The sequence below is a fragment of the Microbacterium sp. NPDC091676 genome, from assembly GCF_044756645.1.
Classification (GTDB): Bacteria; Actinomycetota; Actinomycetes; order Actinomycetales; family Microbacteriaceae; genus Microbacterium; species Microbacterium paraoxydans_D.
This window is the reverse complement of sequence record NZ_JBIVTI010000001.1, coordinates 2,267,532-2,285,547: the sequence shown is the minus strand read 5'-3', so window position 1 is coordinate 2,285,547 and position 18,016 is coordinate 2,267,532. Positions and strand designations below refer to the sequence as shown.

20 protein-coding genes are annotated in these 18,016 nt (G+C 70.5%); 8 read left to right on the top strand and 12 right to left on the bottom strand.

Translation table 11 applies throughout. From position 1 onward, the window contains the following. Positions 1–21: 21 nt before the first annotated feature. Both ACIQID_RS11120 and ACIQID_RS11115 read left to right on the top strand, forming a co-directional pair. On the top strand, positions 22–1,491 hold the full coding sequence (locus tag ACIQID_RS11120; RefSeq protein WP_136052327.1) for a catalase: 1,470 nt from the start codon (positions 22–24) through the stop codon (positions 1,489–1,491). Between the two features lie 116 nt (positions 1,492–1,607). After that, positions 1,608–2,408, top strand: a complete 801-nt coding sequence (locus tag ACIQID_RS11115; RefSeq protein ID WP_400284845.1) for an alpha/beta fold hydrolase — start codon at positions 1,608–1,610, stop codon at positions 2,406–2,408. Positions 2,409–2,494: 86 nt separating this feature from the next. Here ACIQID_RS11115 and msrA read toward each other — a convergent pair whose 3' ends face one another. The 10 genes from msrA to ACIQID_RS11065 all read right to left on the bottom strand — a co-directional run bounded on the left by msrA (position 2,495) and on the right by ACIQID_RS11065 (position 12,573). Beyond that, positions 2,495–3,037, bottom strand: a complete 543-nt coding sequence (msrA, locus tag ACIQID_RS11110; protein ID WP_025102782.1) for a peptide-methionine (S)-S-oxide reductase MsrA — start codon at positions 3,035–3,037, stop codon at positions 2,495–2,497. Continuing rightward, on the bottom strand, positions 3,034–3,501 hold the full coding sequence (gene msrB / locus ACIQID_RS11105; protein WP_312674531.1) for a peptide-methionine (R)-S-oxide reductase MsrB: 468 nt from the start codon (positions 3,499–3,501) through the stop codon (positions 3,034–3,036). Before msrB ends, msrA begins: the two co-directional genes overlap by 4 nt. Before the next feature lie 104 nt (positions 3,502–3,605). Next, the gene (locus ACIQID_RS11100; protein ID WP_400284840.1) at positions 3,606–4,523 is read right to left on the bottom strand and encodes a DUF4862 family protein; all 918 of its coding nucleotides are present in this window, start codon (positions 4,521–4,523) and stop codon (positions 3,606–3,608) included. Next, positions 4,520–5,206 (bottom strand): N-acetylmannosamine-6-phosphate 2-epimerase, encoded by a 687-nt coding sequence (locus ACIQID_RS11095; RefSeq protein ID WP_331201473.1) that lies wholly within the window; start codon positions 5,204–5,206, stop codon positions 4,520–4,522. Before ACIQID_RS11095 ends, ACIQID_RS11100 begins: the two co-directional genes overlap by 4 nt. After that, positions 5,203–6,135, bottom strand: a complete 933-nt coding sequence (locus ACIQID_RS11090) for an ROK family protein (RefSeq protein WP_400284835.1) — start codon at positions 6,133–6,135, stop codon at positions 5,203–5,205. Before ACIQID_RS11090 ends, ACIQID_RS11095 begins: the two co-directional genes overlap by 4 nt. Then, positions 6,135–7,079, bottom strand: coding sequence for a dihydrodipicolinate synthase family protein (locus ACIQID_RS11085; protein WP_331201475.1), 945 nt, complete (start codon positions 7,077–7,079; stop codon positions 6,135–6,137). Before ACIQID_RS11085 ends, ACIQID_RS11090 begins: the two co-directional genes overlap by 1 nt. Before the next feature lie 15 nt (positions 7,080–7,094). Further along, the gene (locus ACIQID_RS11080; protein WP_400284832.1) at positions 7,095–7,895 is read right to left on the bottom strand and encodes an ABC transporter ATP-binding protein; all 801 of its coding nucleotides are present in this window, start codon (positions 7,893–7,895) and stop codon (positions 7,095–7,097) included. Beyond that, complete coding sequence (locus ACIQID_RS11075) at positions 7,892–9,943, bottom strand: dipeptide/oligopeptide/nickel ABC transporter permease/ATP-binding protein (RefSeq protein ID WP_400284829.1); 2,052 nt, start codon at positions 9,941–9,943, stop codon at positions 7,892–7,894. The genes ACIQID_RS11080 and ACIQID_RS11075 overlap by 4 nt, the downstream gene beginning before the upstream one ends. Position 9,944: 1 nt before the next feature. Then, a complete protein-coding gene (locus tag ACIQID_RS11070; RefSeq protein WP_400284826.1) occupies positions 9,945–10,901 on the bottom strand; it encodes an ABC transporter permease in 957 nt (318 codons plus the stop codon). Between the two features lie 76 nt (positions 10,902–10,977). Continuing rightward, the gene (locus tag ACIQID_RS11065) at positions 10,978–12,573 is read right to left on the bottom strand and encodes an ABC transporter substrate-binding protein (RefSeq protein WP_400284823.1); all 1,596 of its coding nucleotides are present in this window, start codon (positions 12,571–12,573) and stop codon (positions 10,978–10,980) included. Positions 12,574–12,703: 130 nt separating this feature from the next. Here ACIQID_RS11065 and ACIQID_RS11060 point away from each other — a divergent pair, with 130 nt between their 5' ends. From ACIQID_RS11060 to ACIQID_RS11035, 6 genes are all read left to right on the top strand, one after another. Beyond that, positions 12,704–13,426, top strand: coding sequence for a FadR/GntR family transcriptional regulator (locus ACIQID_RS11060; RefSeq protein ID WP_312674518.1), 723 nt, complete (start codon positions 12,704–12,706; stop codon positions 13,424–13,426). A 49-nt stretch (positions 13,427–13,475) separates the two neighbouring features. Beyond that, positions 13,476–14,393: a DUF808 domain-containing protein gene (locus ACIQID_RS11055; RefSeq protein ID WP_400284820.1), complete on the top strand. Its 918-nt coding sequence runs from the start codon at positions 13,476–13,478 to the stop codon at positions 14,391–14,393. Between the two features lie 46 nt (positions 14,394–14,439). Next, positions 14,440–14,577, top strand: coding sequence for a hypothetical protein (locus tag ACIQID_RS11050; RefSeq protein WP_312674515.1), 138 nt, complete (start codon positions 14,440–14,442; stop codon positions 14,575–14,577). A gap of 74 nt (positions 14,578–14,651) precedes the next feature. After that, a complete protein-coding gene (locus ACIQID_RS11045; RefSeq protein WP_400284815.1) occupies positions 14,652–15,179 on the top strand; it encodes a GNAT family N-acetyltransferase in 528 nt (175 codons plus the stop codon). Between the two features lie 2 nt (positions 15,180–15,181). Further along, positions 15,182–15,886: a nicotinamide riboside transporter PnuC gene (gene pnuC, locus ACIQID_RS11040; protein WP_400284812.1), complete on the top strand. Its 705-nt coding sequence runs from the start codon at positions 15,182–15,184 to the stop codon at positions 15,884–15,886. Between the two features lie 74 nt (positions 15,887–15,960). Continuing rightward, the gene (locus ACIQID_RS11035) at positions 15,961–17,328 is read left to right on the top strand and encodes an LLM class flavin-dependent oxidoreductase (protein WP_331201480.1); all 1,368 of its coding nucleotides are present in this window, start codon (positions 15,961–15,963) and stop codon (positions 17,326–17,328) included. 95 nt (positions 17,329–17,423) lie between these two features. Here ACIQID_RS11035 and ACIQID_RS11030 read toward each other — a convergent pair whose 3' ends face one another. Beyond that, positions 17,424–17,600, bottom strand: a complete 177-nt coding sequence (locus ACIQID_RS11030) for a hypothetical protein (RefSeq protein WP_400284808.1) — start codon at positions 17,598–17,600, stop codon at positions 17,424–17,426. A gap of 9 nt (positions 17,601–17,609) precedes the next feature. After that, positions 17,610–17,975, bottom strand: a complete 366-nt coding sequence (locus tag ACIQID_RS11025) for a DUF4406 domain-containing protein (protein WP_400284805.1) — start codon at positions 17,973–17,975, stop codon at positions 17,610–17,612. Positions 17,976–18,016: the final 41 nt, after the last annotated feature.

The window sequence follows — 18,016 nt, the reverse complement described above, 5'->3', positions numbered from 1 at the left end:
CGCGCGGAGAAGGAGAAGACCATGACCAACCCCACCGACGCGGGCCGTCCGGCCACGACGACGCAGGCCGGAGCGCCGATCGCGAGCGACACCCACTCGCTGACCGTGGGCCCCGACGGCCCCACCGCGCTGCACGACCACTACCTGGTCGAGAAGCTCGCCTCCTTCAACCGCGAGCGGGTGCCGGAGCGCAACCCGCACGCCAAGGGCGGCGGCGCGTTCGGCGAGTTCGTCGTCACCGAGGACGTCTCGAAGTACACCCGCGCGGCCGTGTTCCAGCCGGGCGCCACCTCGGAGACCCTCCTCCGCTTCTCCTCCGTCGCCGGTGAGCAGGGCTCCCCCGACACCTGGCGCGACGTGCGCGGGTTCTCGCTGCGCTTCTACACGACCGAGGGCAACCTGGACATCGTCGGCAACAACACCCCGACGTTCTTCCTCCGCGACGCCATCAAGTTCCCCGACTTCATCCACTCGCAGAAGCGCCTCGGCGACTCCGGCCTGCGCGACGCGGACATGCAGTGGGACTTCTGGACCCTCTCGCCGGAGAGCGCCCACCAGGTCACCTACCTCATGGGCGAGCGCGGCCTCCCCCGCAGCTGGCGTCACATGAACGGCTACGGCTCGCACACCTACTCCTGGATCAACGCCGAGGGCGAGGTGTTCTGGGTCAAGTACCACTTCATCTCCCACCAGGGCGTCGAGGCGATGAGCCCGGAGGAGGCCGAGCAGCTGGCCGGTTCCGACGCCGACCACTACCGTCGCGACCTGTTCCAGTCGATCGACGGCGGCGACTTCCCGAAGTGGGACCTGTACGTGCAGATCATGCCGTACGACGAGGCCAAGGACTACCGCTTCAACCCCTTCGACCTCACCAAGACGATCTCGAAGAAGGACTACCCGCGCATCAAGGTCGGCACGCTGACCCTGAACCGCAACCCGGAGAACTTCTTCGCGCAGATCGAGCAGGCCGGCTTCGCGCCGGGGAACCAGGTGCCCGGTACCGGCATCTCCCCCGACAAGATGCTCATGGGCCGGATGTTCGCCTACCCGGACGCCCAGCGGCACCGCATCGGCGCGAACTACAACCAGCTGCCGGTGAACCAGCCGCACGCCGCCGAGACCCGCAACTACCAGCACGAGGGCTCGATGCGGTACCAGTACAACGACGCCGCGCACCGCACCTACCAGCCGAACTCCTTCGGGACCCCCGGTGGCCCCGAGGCCGACCCGGCGAAGGGCATCGAGGTGAACTGGTCGGCGGACGGCGAGCTCACCCGCTCCGCCGCGACGCTGCACGCCGAGGATGACGACTTCGGTCAGGCCGGCACGCTGTACCGCGAGGTCTTCGACGGCCCGCAGCGCGCGCGCTTCCTGGAGGTGCTGACCGGTCAGGGCCGCTCGATCACGGTCGACGCCATCCGCGAGCGCTTCTTCCAGTACTGGACGAACGTGGACGCCGAGCTCGGCGCCGCTCTGCGCGACCGCGTCTGACCCGAGACCCCAGGTTCTCCCCGAAACCCCCTCTCCGCGACACCGCGGGGAGGGGGTTTCGGCGTGTAACCGGGGTCTCGGCGCCAGGGAAGGGAGAGGGGGAGGAGGATGGTGGGGTGGCTGTTTCCCTCTCCGACCTCACCGAGATGCCCGACCCGCAGCACGTCTACGCGGCGGACGGCACACGACTGGCGACGTACACGTGGGGGGAGCTCGACGCCCCGGTTGTGGTGACCGTGCACGGCTTCGCCTCGGGAGCGCGCGACAACTGGGTTCTCACCGGCTGGGTGCGCGAACTGACCAGAGCCGGGTACCGCGTGCTCGCACTCGACCAGCGGGGCCACGGGCAGAGCGACAAGCCGCACGAGTCCGACGCCTACGCCATCCGGAACCTCGTGACCGACGTCGAGACCGTCATGGACACGTACCTCGTCGACGACGCGTTCTACCTCGGCTACTCGCTCGGCGCCCGGGTGGGGTGGGAGGTGGCCCGCGAGCTCCCGCATCGGATCGGCCGGGCGGTCCTGGGCGGTGTCCCCGACGGCATCCCCCTCGCACGTCTCGACCTCGACCAGGTGCGCGCGTACATCGCGGACGGCACCCCGGTGGAGGACCGCACGACGCAGAACTACATCGCGCTGACCGAGCGGGTGCCCGGGAACGATCTGCGCGCGCTCATCGCCCTGGCCGAGGGACTTCGGGGCTCCGGCACGATCGATCCCGATCCCGCGGACGCGCCGGTCGTGCCGCTGCTGTTCGCGACGGGATCGAAGGACGCGATCATCGAGGGCTCCCGGGCACTGGCGGCCGCGGCTCCCGATGCCCGTTTCGTCGAGCTCCCGAACCGCCACCACTTCAACGCCCCCGGCTCCCGCGACTTCAAGGAGGCCGCGCTCGCGTTCTTCGCCGAGTCCTGATCCCCGAGACCCCGGCTACGCGCCGAGACCCCCTCCCACACGCGTGTGCAGGAGGGGGTCTCGGCGCGAAAGCGGGGTCTCGGGGATCAGGCGGTGGCGTCCTCGCGCTTCGGGAGGACCCAGCCGGCGCGGGGGAAGTGGCACGTGTAGCCGTTCGGGTACTTGATCAGGTAATCCTGGTGCTCGGGCTCGGCCTCCCAGAACGGACCAGCGGGCTCGATCGTCGTGACGGCCTTCCCCGGCCACAGCCCGGAGGCGTCGACGTCGGCGATCGTGTCGCGGGCGACCTGCTCCTGCTCGGGGGTGAGCGGGAAGATCGCCGACCGGTAGCTCGAGCCGATGTCGTTGCCCTGACGGTTCAGCGTCGACGGGTCGTGGATCTGGAAGAAGAACGCCAGGATGTCGCGATAGGTCGTCGCACTCGGGTCGAACACGATCTCCACGGCCTCCGCGTGACCGGGGTGGTTGCGGTAGGTCGCGTGGTCGTTCTCCCCGCCGGTGTAGCCCACGCGGGTGTCGATCACCCCGGGCTGGCGGCGGATGAGGTCTTCCATGCCCCAGAAGCAGCCGCCCGCGAGGACGGCCGTCTCGGTCCCGGGGGTGCGGGTGATGGTTCCGGTGTCGGTCATGACTGCTCCTCAGAGGTGTCGGTGGTGAAGAGGGGGCTGTAGCGACCGTACCCCTCCTTCTCGAGATCCTCCGCCGGGATGAAGCGGAGGGCCGCCGAGTTCATGCAGTAGCGCAGGCCGCCCTCGGCGCGGGGTCCGTCGTCGAAGACGTGCCCCAGGTGGCTGTCGGCGCCGGACGACCGCGCCTCGGTGCGGGTCATCCACAGCGTGCGGTCGGTCTTCGTGGTCACGGCGTCGGCGTCGATCGGGCGCGTGAAGCTCGGCCAGCCGGTGCCGCTGTCGTACTTGTCGCGGGAGGAGAACAGCGGCTGGCCGGAGACGACGTCGACGTAGATGCCGTCGTCGTGGGTGTTCCAGTAGGCGTTGCGGAAGGGCGGCTCGGTGGCGTCCTGCTGCGTGACCTCGTACTGCAGGTGCGTGAGACCGCTGACGGCCTCGGGGGTCCTGCCGTAGTCGTTCGACATGAGTGGCTCCTTGTCCGACGCCGCTGGCTGCGGCGTCACAGAGGAGAACCACGGGGGCCTGGCTTTTGGTCCCGCGGGGCTGGGAGCGGGCTGGGAGTTTCCGCTCAGCCCGCATCCCGGACGACGGCGAGGTTCCGTTTCGCGGTGCGGACGATCTCCGCGACCGTGCGATCCTCCGGCCGTCGCGCGACCTTGAGGCCGAGCCAGGGCACGTCGCCCGCGGCGCGGAGCCCCGCGCGGACGTGCGCCGCGTCGAGCAGCGAGGCCGACGCGGGATGGGTCTCGGCGAGGGGCAGGTGCGCGTCCACCCAGGCGGGGCCGTACGGACTCTCCATCGGCGCGGCCCCGGAGAACGCGAGCCCGGTCAGCAGCCCAGAGGCCGCCGCGTCGGCGATCTGCGCGGTCACCGCGTTCGCATCCCGCAGCTCGATCGCCGACCGCCCCCAGTTGAGCCAGAGGCCGACCGGGGCGCCGGCGGACCGGATGGCCGCGATCTCCGCGGCGAGCGGGAGGAATCCCTTCTCCGGCGTCTGACCGGGAACGACGGCGTCGCAGTGCTCGATGACGAGCCGGGCTCCGCTCCAGTCGAACGCCGCGACCTCCTCCAGCGACCGGGCGAGCGCATCCCCGTCTCCGCTCCCGCGGGGCGCGGTGTGCAGCATCACCACCGCGACCGCTGCGTCGCTCTCGGCGGTGAGCCGCGCGACGTCGTCCGCCACGCGCCGCAGATCCGCCACCGCCGCGGCCCTCCCCTCCTCCTGCGGCGAGGCGAGTCCGTACGACGGGTCCTCGCCGAGCCGCCGCATCACGTACGGCACCGGGGTGACCGCGAGCGGCACACCCGGCACGTGGCCGAGGAACCAGGACGGGTCGTGAGGATGCACCGCCCCCATCCACGGCACCTCGAGCCCGGCCACCCCGGGGAGCGCGCAGAGCTCCGGCAGCAGCGCGGCCTCGAATGCCGGATCCCACCGCGCGTGCGCAGGGGACAGCGGGTAGGCGCTGAGGAGCACGGGGGTCACGGACGGGCCTCGGCGAGACTCCGCGCGAACCAGGACGTGATAGTGGCCGGATGGGTGATGGCCGTGCCGACGCAGACCGCAGAGGCGCCCGCGGCGATCGCGGCGGCGGCGTGCGCCGGGGTGTGGATGCGGCCCTCTGCGACGATCGGGCGCGTGCAGCGTGCCGCGATGAGGCCGATGAGCTCGAGGTCGGGACCGTCGCTCTTCGGACGCTCCCCGGTGTAGCCGGACAGGGTCGTGCCGAGGATGTCGGCACCCGCGGCTTCGGCGGCGATCGCATCGTCGAGCGAACCGCAGTCGGCCATGATGAGCGCGTCGGAATGGTCGCGCAGGCCGACGATGGTCTCCGCGAGCGTCCGGCCGTCGGGCCGCGGGCGTCGGGTGCCGTCGATCGCCACGATGTCCGCGCCCGCGTCGGCGACGGCCACGGCATGCTCCAGCGTCGGCGTGATGAAGACGTCGGCGTCGCCGTCCTTCCACAGCCCGATGATCGGCACCGGGAGGTCCGCGACCGCGCGGATGTCGTCGATGCCCTGCACGCGGATCCCGGCGGCACCGCCGACGAGGGCGGCGTCGGCGACCTGCGCCATGGTGCGCGGGTCGCGCATCGCCTCCCCGGGGTACGCCTGACAGGAGACGATGAGTCCGCCGTGCAGGCGTTCGAGGATGGGGTTCGGTGTCATGGTCGCCTCCAGGCGGATGCCGCCGCTCCCCGCAGCGGCGCGTCGTCGCCGAGGGTTCCCGGCAGGATGGGGGTGTCGTGCAGGGCGTCGATGGCCTCCGCGTGGAAGGCCGCCCGCAGGGAGTCCCACCACAGCTCGCCGATGCGCGGCACGCCGCCGGTGACGACGATCCGCTCCGGGTCGAGGAGGGTCGCGGCTCCCGCGAGTGCGCGGCCGACGGCGGCGGCGGCGTCCTGGACGGCGCGGACGGCGAGGGAGTCCCCCGTGCCGGCCGCGGCGGCGACCCCGCGCGCATCGCGCAGCGCCGCGTCGCCGCCGAGCGAGAGGTAGTGCCGGTGCAGGCCGATGCCGGAGCCGAGGGCTTCGAGGTGTCCGCTCCGGCCGCAGGGGCAGCGGAGGTGCGCGGCACCCGGGATCGGGAGATGCGCGAGCTCGCCGGCGACGTGATGGGCGCCGCGCACCGGACGGCCGTCGAGGATGATGCCGGCGCCGACCCCGGTGCCGACGGCGACGACGAGGGCGCTCGAGGCTCCGGCGGCGGCCCCGTGGAGGTACTCCCCCGTGGCGTGCGCGTCGACGTCGTTCTGCACGGCGACCGGCGCATCGGCGGGGAGGCGGTCCCGGAGGGCTTCCCGGATCAGAGCGGCCAGCGGAGTGCCCGGCCAGTCGGCGAACGTGTCGGTGGCCGACACGATCGTCCCCGTCCGTGCGTCGACCACGCCCGCGGTGCCGACGCCGACGCCGACGAGCGCGGACTCCTCGTCGAGCAGCTCCTCCGCGAGCGCGGCGACGGTCGCCACGACCGCGGCGGGTCCCGCGCTCGCGGGGGTCCGCGCCGCGGTGGTGCGCAGCAGCGCGTCCGCACGGTCGGCGAGCGCCGCGGCCGTCTTGGTGCCGCCGATGTCGACGGCGAGGACGACCTCGCGCATCAGACGGCGACCGGAAGCAGACCGAGCTCGTCGAGGATCGTGCGGATGCCGGCGACGGCCTCCGGCGTGAGCGGCTCCACCGTGTCGGCCATCGCCGCGTGGTCGATGATGCCGCGCGCATGCATCGCCGCCTTGAACGCCCCGACGCCGGTGGCGTCGCCGGACAGCCCCTGCGGCTGGAACACGATGTCGAAGAGCCGGTTGATGCGCTCCTGCTCGGCCCGGGCGGTCGCCCAGTCACCGCGCTGCGCGGCCTCCCAGAGGCGCACGTAGCCCGCGGCCTCCACATTCGCCAGGCCGGGGACGACACCCGCGGCACCGACGAGGGCCATCGCGTCGACGACGACCTCGTGTCCGGTGAGCAGCTGCAGCGGGCGACCGGCGGCCTCGTTCGCCGCGATCAGTCGGCGGAACCCGACGTCGTCGCCGGACGAGTCCTTCACCCCCTGGATCACGCCCTCCCTGCCGAGCTGCACGAGCAGGTCGATGCCGAGCTTGGAGTGCACGCGCACCGGCACGTCGTAGGCCCACAGCGGCACGTCGATCGCGGCGGCGATCGTGCGGAAGTGCGCGGCGATCTCGGCCGGCGAGTTCAGCGTGTACAGCGGCGCGGTGGTGACGATCGCCTGCGCGCCCGCGGCGGCGAGCCGGCGGGCCGTCTCGATGATGCGCGGGGCCGTGAGCTCGATCGCCCCGGCGATGACGGGCACGCGTCCGGCGTTCGCGGCGACGATCGTCTGCAGCAGCTCGACGCGCTGGTCGTCGGTGAAGTAGGCGGTCTCGCCGGTGGAGCCGAGCGCGAACAGTCCGGAGACGCCCTCCCCGATCAGGCGCTCGACGAGGCGGGTGAGCGACGCGTGGTCGATCGTCCCGTCGGGGAGCAGCGGGGTGGCGACCGGCGGGACGACGCCGGAGAACGACAGGGCGGGAGCGGGGGAAGGCATAGGTGTTCCGTCTTTTCAGTAGTGGGGTTCGAGCAGCGAGGGCGCGGCGCCCAGCAGCGTGCGGGTGTAGGGATCGGCGGGGTCGTCGAAGACCCGGGCGGCGTCGCCGTGCTCGACGACGCGGCCCTTGTTCATCACGGCGATCTCGTCGGAGAGATAGCGGACGGTCTGGATGTCGTGGGAGATGAAGACCATGCCCAGCCCGAGCTGCTGCTTCAGGTCGGTCAGCAGGTTCAGGATCTGCGCGCGCACCGAGACGTCGAGGGCCGAGGTCGGCTCATCGGCGACGATGACCTGCGGGTCGAGGACGAGGGCCCTGGCGATCGCGACGCGCTGCCGCTGGCCGCCGGAGAGCTGACTGGGCAGCGCCTCCAGCGCCGACGACGGCAGCCCCACGAGCCCGATGAGGTCGCGCACCTTGCGCTCGCGGCTCGCCGGGGAGCCGAGGCGATGCACCTGCAGCGGATCCAGCAGCGCGTCCCGCACGGTCATGCGGGCGTTCAGAGCCGTCGCCGGGTCCTGGAAGACCACGGAGAGGATGCGTCCCAGGCGCTTGCGCACCGCGGGGGTGAAGGAGCGCACGGTCTCCCCGTCGAAGACGACCTGACCGCTCGTGGGCTTCTCGAGGCCGATCAGCACCTTCGCGGAGGTGGACTTGCCCGAGCCGGACTCGCCCACGATGCCCAGCGTCTGTCCGCGGCGGACCGTGAGCGAGACCCCGGCGAGCGCGTCGACGTAGTGCGGGCGGAACAACGACGAGCTGCGGGCCCGGTAGCGGACGTGCACGTCCTGCAGCTGGATGACGGGTTCGCTCATCGTCCTGCTCCGATCGGTTCGACGGGCGCATCGGCAGGATGCGCGGAGTAGTAGTGCTCGGTCCCGTCGATGTGCCGCCGCACGGGTTCCACTCCGGCGTACCGGGCGGGGTCCGTCGAGCGCGGCGCGAAGCGGTCGCCCTGCGGGAAGTCCCGCGGGGAGGGGACGACACCGGACACCTGGTGCAGGCGGTCGGAACCGGCCTCGATCGAGAGCACCGCCCCGAGCAGGCCCTGGGTGTATTCGTGGACGGGCTGCGTGAGCACCTCGCGTGTGGTGCCCTGCTCCACGACCTGGCCCGCGTACATCACCGTGATCCGGTGCGAGAGCTCGGCGACGAGGGCGAGGTCGTGCGAGACGAACACCAGTGCGAACCCGAGCTCCCGCTGCAGACGCATCAGCAGCTCCACGACCTGCGCCTGCACCGTCACGTCGAGGGCCGTGGTGGGCTCGTCGGCGATCACCAGCCGCGGGTCGCGGGTCAGGGCCATCGCGATGAGCACGCGCTGCCGCTGGCCGCCCGAGAGCTCGTGCGGGTACGAGGCGAGCGTGCGCTTCGGATCGAGACCGACGAGCTCCAGCAGCTCCTCGGCCGTGCGGGTGCCGCCCCGGGAGGTGAGCTGCTTCATCTGCGCGCGGATCAGCATCGCGGGGTTCAGCGAGCTCAGCGCGTCCTGGTAGATCATCGCGATGTCGTGGCCGCGCAGCGCGTTGCGCTCCTTCGGCGTCATCCGCAGCAGATCCTTCCCGTCGAACAGGATGCGCCCGCGGATGTCGGCCTTCGGATCGAGCAGCCCCATGATCGCCAGCGAGGTGATGGACTTGCCGCACCCCGACTCCCCCACGAGCGACATGGTCTCGCCGGGGCGCACGGTGAAGCTGACGTGGTCGACCACGTCGACATCCCCGTGGCGCGGGAAGGAGATGCACAGGTCCTGCACCTCGAGCAGCGGCGCGGCGTCTCCCGTGTAGACCAGGCGATCGGTGCGGGCGAGCTCGCGGGCGCGCAGCTCGGCGAGGCGTTCCGCCAGCGGCACCGCCTCCGCGGTGGGCACGAGCACGTCGGGGACGCCGCTGGGCACCGAGAGGTTGACCGCGGTGTCGACCGTCGGGATGACGTGGGTGTCGTCCGGGGCGGCAGCCTCCTCCAGGTCGTGCGTCGACTCCTCCGTGTTCGCGGCATCGGCCGTGATCTTCCTGGCGCGCGGCGAGACCATGGCGTCGGTCATCCCCTCGGACAGGATGTTGAGGCACAGCACGGTGATCATGATGAGGATGCCGGGGAAGAAGGTCGCCCACCAGGCCCCGCTCATGAGCAGGTTGCGCCCCGCGGCGATCACATTGCCCCAGGACGGCTCGGGGTCGGGCACACCGGCCTGCAGGAACGACAGCGAGGCCTCGAACACGATCGCGTCGGCGACGAGCACCGTGGCGAAGACGAGCACGGGTGCCATGGCGTTGCGGGCGACGTGCCGCACGATGATCCGCGGGGTCCCCGCGCCCATCACGCGGACGGCCGAGACGTAGTCCTCGCCGTACTGGTCGAGGATGTTCGCCCGGACGATGCGGGTCAGCTGCGGCACGTAGAGGAACGCGATCGTGAGCACCAGCACCGGAAGCGACTTGCCGAACACCGCCACGAACACGGCGGCGAGCGCGATGCCGGGGAACGACATGATCACATCCATGACGCGCATGAGGGTCTCGGAGATCCACTTCGGCGCGGTCGCGGCGATCGTGCCCAGCACGCAGGCGACGGCGAGGGCGACGAGGGTGGCCCCGAGCCCGATCACGAGGGAGTAGCGGGCCCCGTAGACCAGTCGGGAGAAGATGTCGCGACCCTGCCGGTCGGTGCCAAACCAGTGCTCCCCGCTCGGCGGCTGCACCGGCGGGCCGGAGGCGAGCGGGTCGTACGGCGAGATCAGCGGCGCGAGGATCGCGGCGAGCGCGATGATCGCGAGCACGGCGAGGCAGATGATCGAGCCGAGGGAGAGACGGCCCCAGCGGAGGCCGGGGACGGAGAGCCGTTCCGTGAGTCTGCGTCGCATGTCACACCGCCCGGATTCGAGGATTGATGAGCACGTACAGGAGGTCGACGATGATGTTGATCACGACGAACGCGAGCGCGACCGCGAGCGTCACGCCCTGCACGAGGTTGGGTTCGTTGTTGGTGACCCCGTTGAGGATGAGGGTGCCCATCCCGGGGATCGCGAAGATGATCTCGATCACCACGGCGCCGCCGAGCAGGTACCCGATGCGGAGACCGAGCACCGTCACGGGGGTGATGAGCGCGTTGCGCAGCACGTTGCGGCCGACGACGACCACCCGCGGGATCCCGGCGCCGAGGGCGGTGCGCACATAGTCGCGATCGAGCTCCTCGACCATCGAGGTGCGCACGACCCGGGAGAGCTGCCCGATCACGGGCACGGCGAGCGCGACCGCGGGAAGGGTCATCCGGGCGAGCCACCCGGACGGGTCGTCGGCGAAGGCCGGCAGCGGGCCCGAGGCCGGCAGCACCCCGAGCGCCAGGGTGAACACCTGGATGAGCAGGATGGCGAGCCAGAAGGAGGGCGTGGACAACGCGGCGACGCCGAAGACGCGGATGACCTGGTCGGGCCAGCGGTCGCGGTAGACGGCAGCGAGGACGCCGACCACGAACGCGACGAGGACCGCGATCACCAGACCGAGGAAGGTCAGGGCCAGCGTCACCGGGAAGGCCCGGGCGACCTCGTCGACCACCGGCAGGCTGCGGGCGGAGTAGGTGCCCAGGTCGCCCTGGACGAGGCCGATCAGGAAGTTCACGTAGCGGACGAACAGCGGGAGGTTCAGTCCGTGGTCCTCGCGGTACGCCTCCAGCGCTTCGGGGGAGGCGGTCTCGCCGAGCGCGGTGCGTGCCGGGTCGACGGGTGAGAACGACATCACGAAGAAGACCAGGAACGTGATGCCGAGGATCATCAGCGGCAACTGCAGCAGTCGCCGGCCGACGAGGCGGAGCGTGTGGGACACGTGCCGCTCCTTCCGGGGGTGGGGTGGCGGGGGCGCGCTCTTCGGGCGAGCGCGCCCCCGCCCTGTCGGGCAGGTGCTACTTCGCGGCCACGCCGACGTCGAGGAACGACAGTCCGGTCGTGGGGACCGGCTGGAAGCCGACCAGCTCCTGCGAGCTCCAGGCGGTGGGCAGCTTGCGGTGGAACAGCGGGTACAGCACGGCCTGGTCGGAGATCAGGTCGTACGCCTGGTTCCAGGACTCCTGCTGCTCCTCGCCCTCCTGGGTGACGGCGGTGTCGAGCAGCGTGCGCAGCTCGGCGTACTCCGGGGAGTCGGCCCAGGCGGTGCGCGTCTGGGTCCAGACGTTCTCGCCGTACCACCAGTTCATGAGCAGGTCGGGGTCCACGCCGAACACCGACGGGTCACCCGGGGCGATGGCGACGGTGTAGTCGCCGGAGTCGACCTTCTCGTACATCGACGCCGACTGGCTGATGTCGAGGGTGGTGTCGATGCCGATCGCGTCGAGGGACTCCTTGATCAGCGGGGCGACCTCCTTCACCCATCCGGTGTCGGTCATGCGCAGCGTGATCGCGAGGTCGGAGACCCCGGCCTCCGCCAGCAGCTCCTCCGCCTTCTCCGGGTCGTAGGAGTAGACCGTGGAGGCCTCGTGGTAGTTCGGGTAGTCCTCGGGTAGGAACGACGTGGCCGGGGTGGCGTTGCCGAGCATGCCGGTCTCGATGATCTTGTCCATGTCGAGTGCGTAGTGCAGGGCCTGACGGACGCGGACGTCGTCGAACGGCTCGGCTTTGGTGTTGAACATCATGAAGAGCAGACCGAACGACTGCACGCTCTCGACCTCGGCCGAGGCGGCCAGTCCGTCGGCATCGATGTACGGCACATCCTCGATCGCCTGCACCGTGCCGGTCGACATCGCGGTGACGCGGGCGGACGCGTCCGCGAGGAGGTTCCAGTTCATGCCCGCGGCGAGCGCGGGACGCGGGCCGTTGTAGTCGTCGTACCGCTCGAAGACGATCTTGTCCTCAGGGACGGCGGAGACGAGGGCGTAGGGGCCGGAGCCGATCGGGTTCGCGCCGAACTCCTCGGGGTCGGCCTCGACCACGGCCTTCGGCACGATCTTGACGACCCCGAGTCGATCGTCGATGAGGGAGAACGGGTAGTCGGTGGTGATCCGGACGGTGTCCTCGTCGACGGCGGTGACCGTGTCGATGAACTCGACGAACGAGCGGAACAGGGAGTTGTTCGCCGGGTCGAGGACCCGCTCGTAGCTGAAGACCACGTCGTCGGCGGTGACCGGGTTCCCGTTCTGGAACGTCGCGCCTTCGCGGAGGTCGATGTCGAAGGTCGTCTCGTCGACCTTCGTCGGGAAGTCGGCGGCGAGGGCGGGGGCGGGCTCCTGCGTGACGGGGTCGAGGTCGATGAGTCCCTCGAAGACGTGCCAGTTCGCCGAGACCGTCACGGCGCCGGACGCGACCATCGGGTCGAAGCTGCCGTTCAGGGTGTAGGAGATCCCGGCCTCGATGATGCCGTCCGGGTCGATGTCGCTCGCGGCGGGGCTCTCGGCGGTGCTGGCGGCGCCGCCGCCGCAGCCGGCGAGGGCGAGGGACGCGGCGACCGTGCCGGCGACCGCCATCGCGAGACGACCCGCGCGGCGGCGGGTGCTGTGTCGGTTCATGTGTGCTCCAGGTGGTGGGGGGGGCGACGCCTTGAGGACATCAGACGTCTGATGTACTCTAAACACACGTTCGACCGGATCACAAGAGTGAGAGGATCGGAGCGTTTCCGGCAGGCAGGAGAGGGACCCTATGAAGTCCACCACGGGGAGGGCGTCGCGGATGCGGCGAGCCACGACGGCGGATCAGATCAAGCAGCTCATCCTCACTCGCGGACTCACCCCCGGCGATCCGCTGCCGACCGAGGCCGAGCTCTGCGAGGAGCTCGACGTGTCGCGCTCCTCGGTCCGCGAGGCGATCCGCACGCTCTCCACCCTCGACATCGTCGACGTCCGGCACGGACACGGCACCTACGTGGGCCCGATGTCGCTGGACCCGATGGTCGAGGCGCTCGTCTTCCGCGGCGTGCTCTCCCCCGAGGGGTCGCTGCAGGCGCTGCGGGAAGTCGTGGAGGTGCGTCTCGCCCTCGACCTCTCCATGGCGGAGCGCGTGGTCGAGGCCGCTCAGGCGCAGGCGGACCCGGAGCTCGACGAGCTCGTCGCCGACATGGTCGACAAGGCCGGCCGCGGCGAGTACTTCCTCGACGAGGACAGGGCGTTCCACACCCGCCTTTTCGGCGCCATCGACAACCGTCTCGTCGGCCAGCTCGTCGGAGCGTTCTGGGACGTGCACACCGCCGTGCTCCCGCAGCTCGGCATCGCGCAGCCCGACGACATCCACAAGACCGCCAAGGCGCACGGCGACATGCTGGACGCCGCGCGCTCCGGCGACGTCGAGCGCTATCGCCAGGCCGTCATCGAGCACTACCAGCCGCTGCAGCGGGTGCTGGCGACCGCGGAGGACGTGCGGGGCTGAGCCCGGGGACTCGGTAGTCTGACCTTCCCACCACGGAAAGAGGACCCGCATGTCCGTTGGACTGCTCGCCGTCGTCGACGACATCCTGAGCGCCGCGATGAAGGCGTCGGCGAAGGCCGCGGGAGTCGTCATCGACGACGCCGCCGTGACCCCGCAGTACGTGCAGGGCCTCACCCCGGCCCGCGAACTCCCCGTGGTCGGCAAGATCGCCCTCGGGTCGCTGGTGAACAAGTTCGTCATCATCATCCCGATCGCGCTGCTGCTCACGGCCTTCGCGCCGTGGGTGCTGCCCTACCTCCTGATCCTCGGCGGCTCGTACCTGTGCTTCGAGGGCGCGGAGAAGGTGCTCGAGTGGTTCGGCGTGCAGCACGGCCACGCCGACGAGGGCGCCCGCGACGAGAGGAAGCTCGTGCTCGGCGCCGTCCGCACCGACCTCATCCTCTCGACCGAGATCATGCTCATCTCCCTCGCCAGCCTCGACAAGGGACTCGGCATCTGGTCCACCCTGGCGATCCTCGCCGTGATCGCGCTGGTCATGACCGTCGCGGTGTACGGGGCCGTGGCGCTCCTGGTGAAGATCGACGACATCGGCCTGAAGATGGCGAAGAACCCCGCACAGCGCGTCCGGCACACCGGCACCCGGATCGTCCGGTCCATGCCCGCGGTCTTCCGCTTCATCAGCGTGCTCGGCACCGTCGCGATGCTGTGGGTCGGCGGACACCTCGTCCTCATCAACCTCGGCGAGGTCGGGCTGCACGCTCCGGCCGACGTTCTCCACGCGGTCGAGCACGCGCTGGAGCCCCTCGGCGGCTTCGTGGTGTGGGTGGTCGACACGATCATCTCCGCGATCGCCGGTCTCGTCTGGGGCCTCGTGATCGTCGGCGTCGTCCTCGGCATCGCGAAGCTCTTCGGCAGGAAGCCGAGCTTCCACGAGGGCGAGGCCTCCCCCGCCGACATCCACGTCTGAGTCCGTCGGGACGGGGTGACGTCGTCTCGACGATCCGCTGCTGGCGGTGATCGCGGCGCTGCCCTTCGTCTTCTCGGCCGTGAGCGAGGCGCGGTACCGCGAGCGCTTCTTCGACCCGATCATGGCCGACATGCATCGTGCCATCCTCGTGCGCGACGAGCTCGGCCGCCGCGGCGCACGCTGACGTCAGCCGCCGCCTGCGCCGATCCTGCTAACGTCGGCGTGCGCACCCGAAGCGCGAAGAAGGAAGAACCTGCGATGACCGCCGTGCACCTCAGGCCCGTCGAGAGCGCCGACCTCGACACGATCACCGAGATCCACAACCACGCCGTCCTGCACACGACGGCGATCTGGAACGAGGAGGAGGTGGATCGCGCCGACCGTGAGGCGTGGCTCGCCGACCGGACCGCGCGCGGCTGCCCCGTGATCGTCGCCGCCGACGAGAGCGGCGTCGTGGGCTATGCGTCCTACGCCCAGTGGCGCCCGCACAGCGGTTACCGCCTCACCGTGGAGCACTCCGTCTACGTACACGGCGATCAGCGCGGACGCGGCATCGGCACGCTCCTCATGATCGAGCTCATCGCCCGGGCCCGGGCAGCCGGGATGCACGTGATGATCGGCGGTGTGGAGAGCGGCAACACCGCCTCCCTCGCCCTCCACGAGCGCCTCGGATTCCGGGAGGTGGGCCGCATGCCCCAGGTCGGCGCGAAGTTCGGCCGGTGGCTCGACCTCAGCCTGCTGCAGCTCGTGCTCGACGAGCGCCCCACCCCCGACGCGGCGCGCTAGCGATGGGCTTCCTGCAGTGGCTCGTCGACGCCTTCTCCTCGTCCTGGGTGCTTCCGGGTGGGCAGACGCTCCTGGTGCGTGAGGTCGTCGGGAACGCGTTCGGACTCGCGAGCGCCCTCGGCGGCATGCGGCGCAAGGTCTGGGCGTGGCCGGTCGGCATCGTCGGCAATCTCCTGCTGCTCACGGTGTTCCTCGGATCCGCGCTGAGCCCCGACCCGTCGCTCCCGCATCTGCTCGGTCAGGCCGGGCGGCAGATCATGTTCATCGCCGTCGCGATCTACGGGTGGATCCGCTGGCGCAATGCCGACGGCGGTCGCATCGTGCCGCGGTGGGCGCCGACCGGGGCCCGCATCGGTCTGGTCGTGGTCCTCGTCGTCGGGACCGTGGCGCTCACCCCCCTGTTCCGCGCCCTCGGTTCGTGGGAACCGGTCTGGGCCGACGCCTGGACCTTCGTCGGGTCACTGCTGGCGACGTACGGCATGGCGAAGGGCTGGACCGAGTTCTGGCTCATCTGGATCGCCGTGGACGTGGTGGGGGTGCCGTTGCTGTTCAGCTCCGGCTACTACGCGACCGGCCTCATGTACGTGTTCTACGGCGTCTTCACAGCGGTCGGGTTCGTGATCTGGTGGCGAGCGCAGCGACAGGCCGCGCGTCCGATCGAGATCCTCCCTCCCGACCCGAGCCCCCGCCGTCCGGACGAGGCCTGAGCCGCGCGCGGATTGTTTCGGTGCGTGTCGAGGCCGTTCGCCCCGATGGCGTCCGGTCCCGTTTCATGGAGCCCATGACCCGGCAGATCCGCTTCAACGCGTTCGACATGAACTGCGTCGCCCACCAGTCGTCCGGCCTGTGGCGCCATCCCGACGACCGGTCGCGGCAGTACAACACCATCTCGTACTGGACCGACCTGGCGAAGCTGCTGGAGAGCGCGACCTTCGACGGCATCTTCATCGCCGACGTCCTCGGCACCTACGACGTCTACGGCGGCACGAACGAGGCCGCCATCCGCAACGGCGCCCAGGTGCCGGTGAACGACCCGATCCTCCTCGTCAGCGCGATGGCCGCGGTGACCGAGCATCTGGGGTTCGGCGTCACGGCCGGCACCGCGTTCGAGCACCCCTACCCGTTCGCTCGACGACTCAGCACGCTCGACCACCTCACTCAGGGCCGTGTCGGCTGGAACGTCGTGACCGGGTATCTGCCCAGCGCCGCGCGCAACATGGGTCAGGAGGACCAGCTCGCCCACGACGACCGCTACGACCACGCGGACGAGTACGTCGAGGTTCTCTACAAGCTCTGGGAGGGCTCGTGGGAGGATGACGCGGTGGTGGAGGACCGCGAGCGCGGCATCTTCACCGACCCGTCGAAGGTGCACCCGATCCGGCACGAGGGGAAGCACTTCTCCGTGCCCGGCATCCATATCTCGGAGCCGTCCCCGCAGCGGACTCCCGTGATCTATCAGGCCGGCGCGAGCCCGCGCGGGGTGAGGTTCGCGGCCGAGAACGCCGAAGCCATCTTCGTCGCGGCACCCTCGAAGGAGGTGCTCGCCGGCACCGTGAAGCGCATCCGGGACGCCCTCGAGGCCGCGGGGCGCGATCGCTACGACGCCCGCATCTACACGTTGCTGACGGTGATCACCGCGGCGACGAGCGAGGAGGCGGCCGCGAAGCACGCCGAGTACCTCTCCTACGCGAGCCCGGAGGGGGCGCTCACCTTCATGTCGGGATGGATGGGCGTCGACCTGTCGCAGTACGCCGAGGACGAGCCGGTCGGGAACGTCGAGTCGAACGCGATCCAGTCCGTGCTGCAGCACCTGAAGGAGGAGGCCGACCTGGGGCGCGAGTGGACAGTGGGCGACTTCGGCCGCCACAACGCGATCGGCGGGCTCGGTCCGACGATCGTCGGCTCCGGGGTCGAGATCGCCGACGAGCTGCAGTCGTGGGTCGAGGAGACCGACATCGACGGCTTCAACCTCGCCTACGCGGTCACGCCCGGCACCTGGCAGGACGTCATCGAGCACGTCATCCCGGTGCTGCGCGAGCGGGGCGCCTACCCCGAGGAGTACGTCCCCGGCACGCTCCGCCACAAGCTCCACGGCCGCGGCGACCGGGTCCAGCCCACGCACCGCGCCGCGAGGTATCGCGTCGGCTAGTCCCCCCTTCGAATCGCGCAACTGGTTGCTTCGGGCGCCGTTTCCCCACCATTTGCGCGATTCGAAAGTCCCTATACGAGCCAGGGTCGTAGACGTCAGTCGTCGCTGCTGCTGAAGATCCCTCGCAGCACGAGGAAGACCACCACGGCCACGACCGCGACGATCCCGAGCTTGAAGATGAACGCGAGGACCGAGAACAGGGCGCTCACGATCCACCACGCGATCACGACGGCGAGGATGACGCCGAGGATGGTCCAGAGGTTCTTGGTCATGCCTCCAGCCTACGGAGTCGAAGCTGCGGGAATCTCCGCGAGCGACCGGTACACGGGCAGCCCGAGCTCGTGGGCGATCTCGACGTCCTTGTCCGCCCCGGATGACTCCCCCGGCAGCCGGAGCACCGCGTCGCAGTGCTGCAGCAGTCGGCGAGCGGTCTCGTACATGACGTCGCCCTCACCGGAGTCGCCCGGCTCGAGGGTACGCAGGACCGGCAATGCGACCCACTCCCCGATCATCGGCACGTGGCCGAGGCGGAAGATCGGACCGGACGCCTCCTCCAGACGCGCGAGATTCCGAGCGATCAGGACGGGGTCGCCGTTCGTGCCGGAACGGTAGGGGCCGGCGATCAGGATCAGGAGTGGCTTCATCATGGAGATGACTGTAGTCTGAATCATGCATAAACGTGCAACTT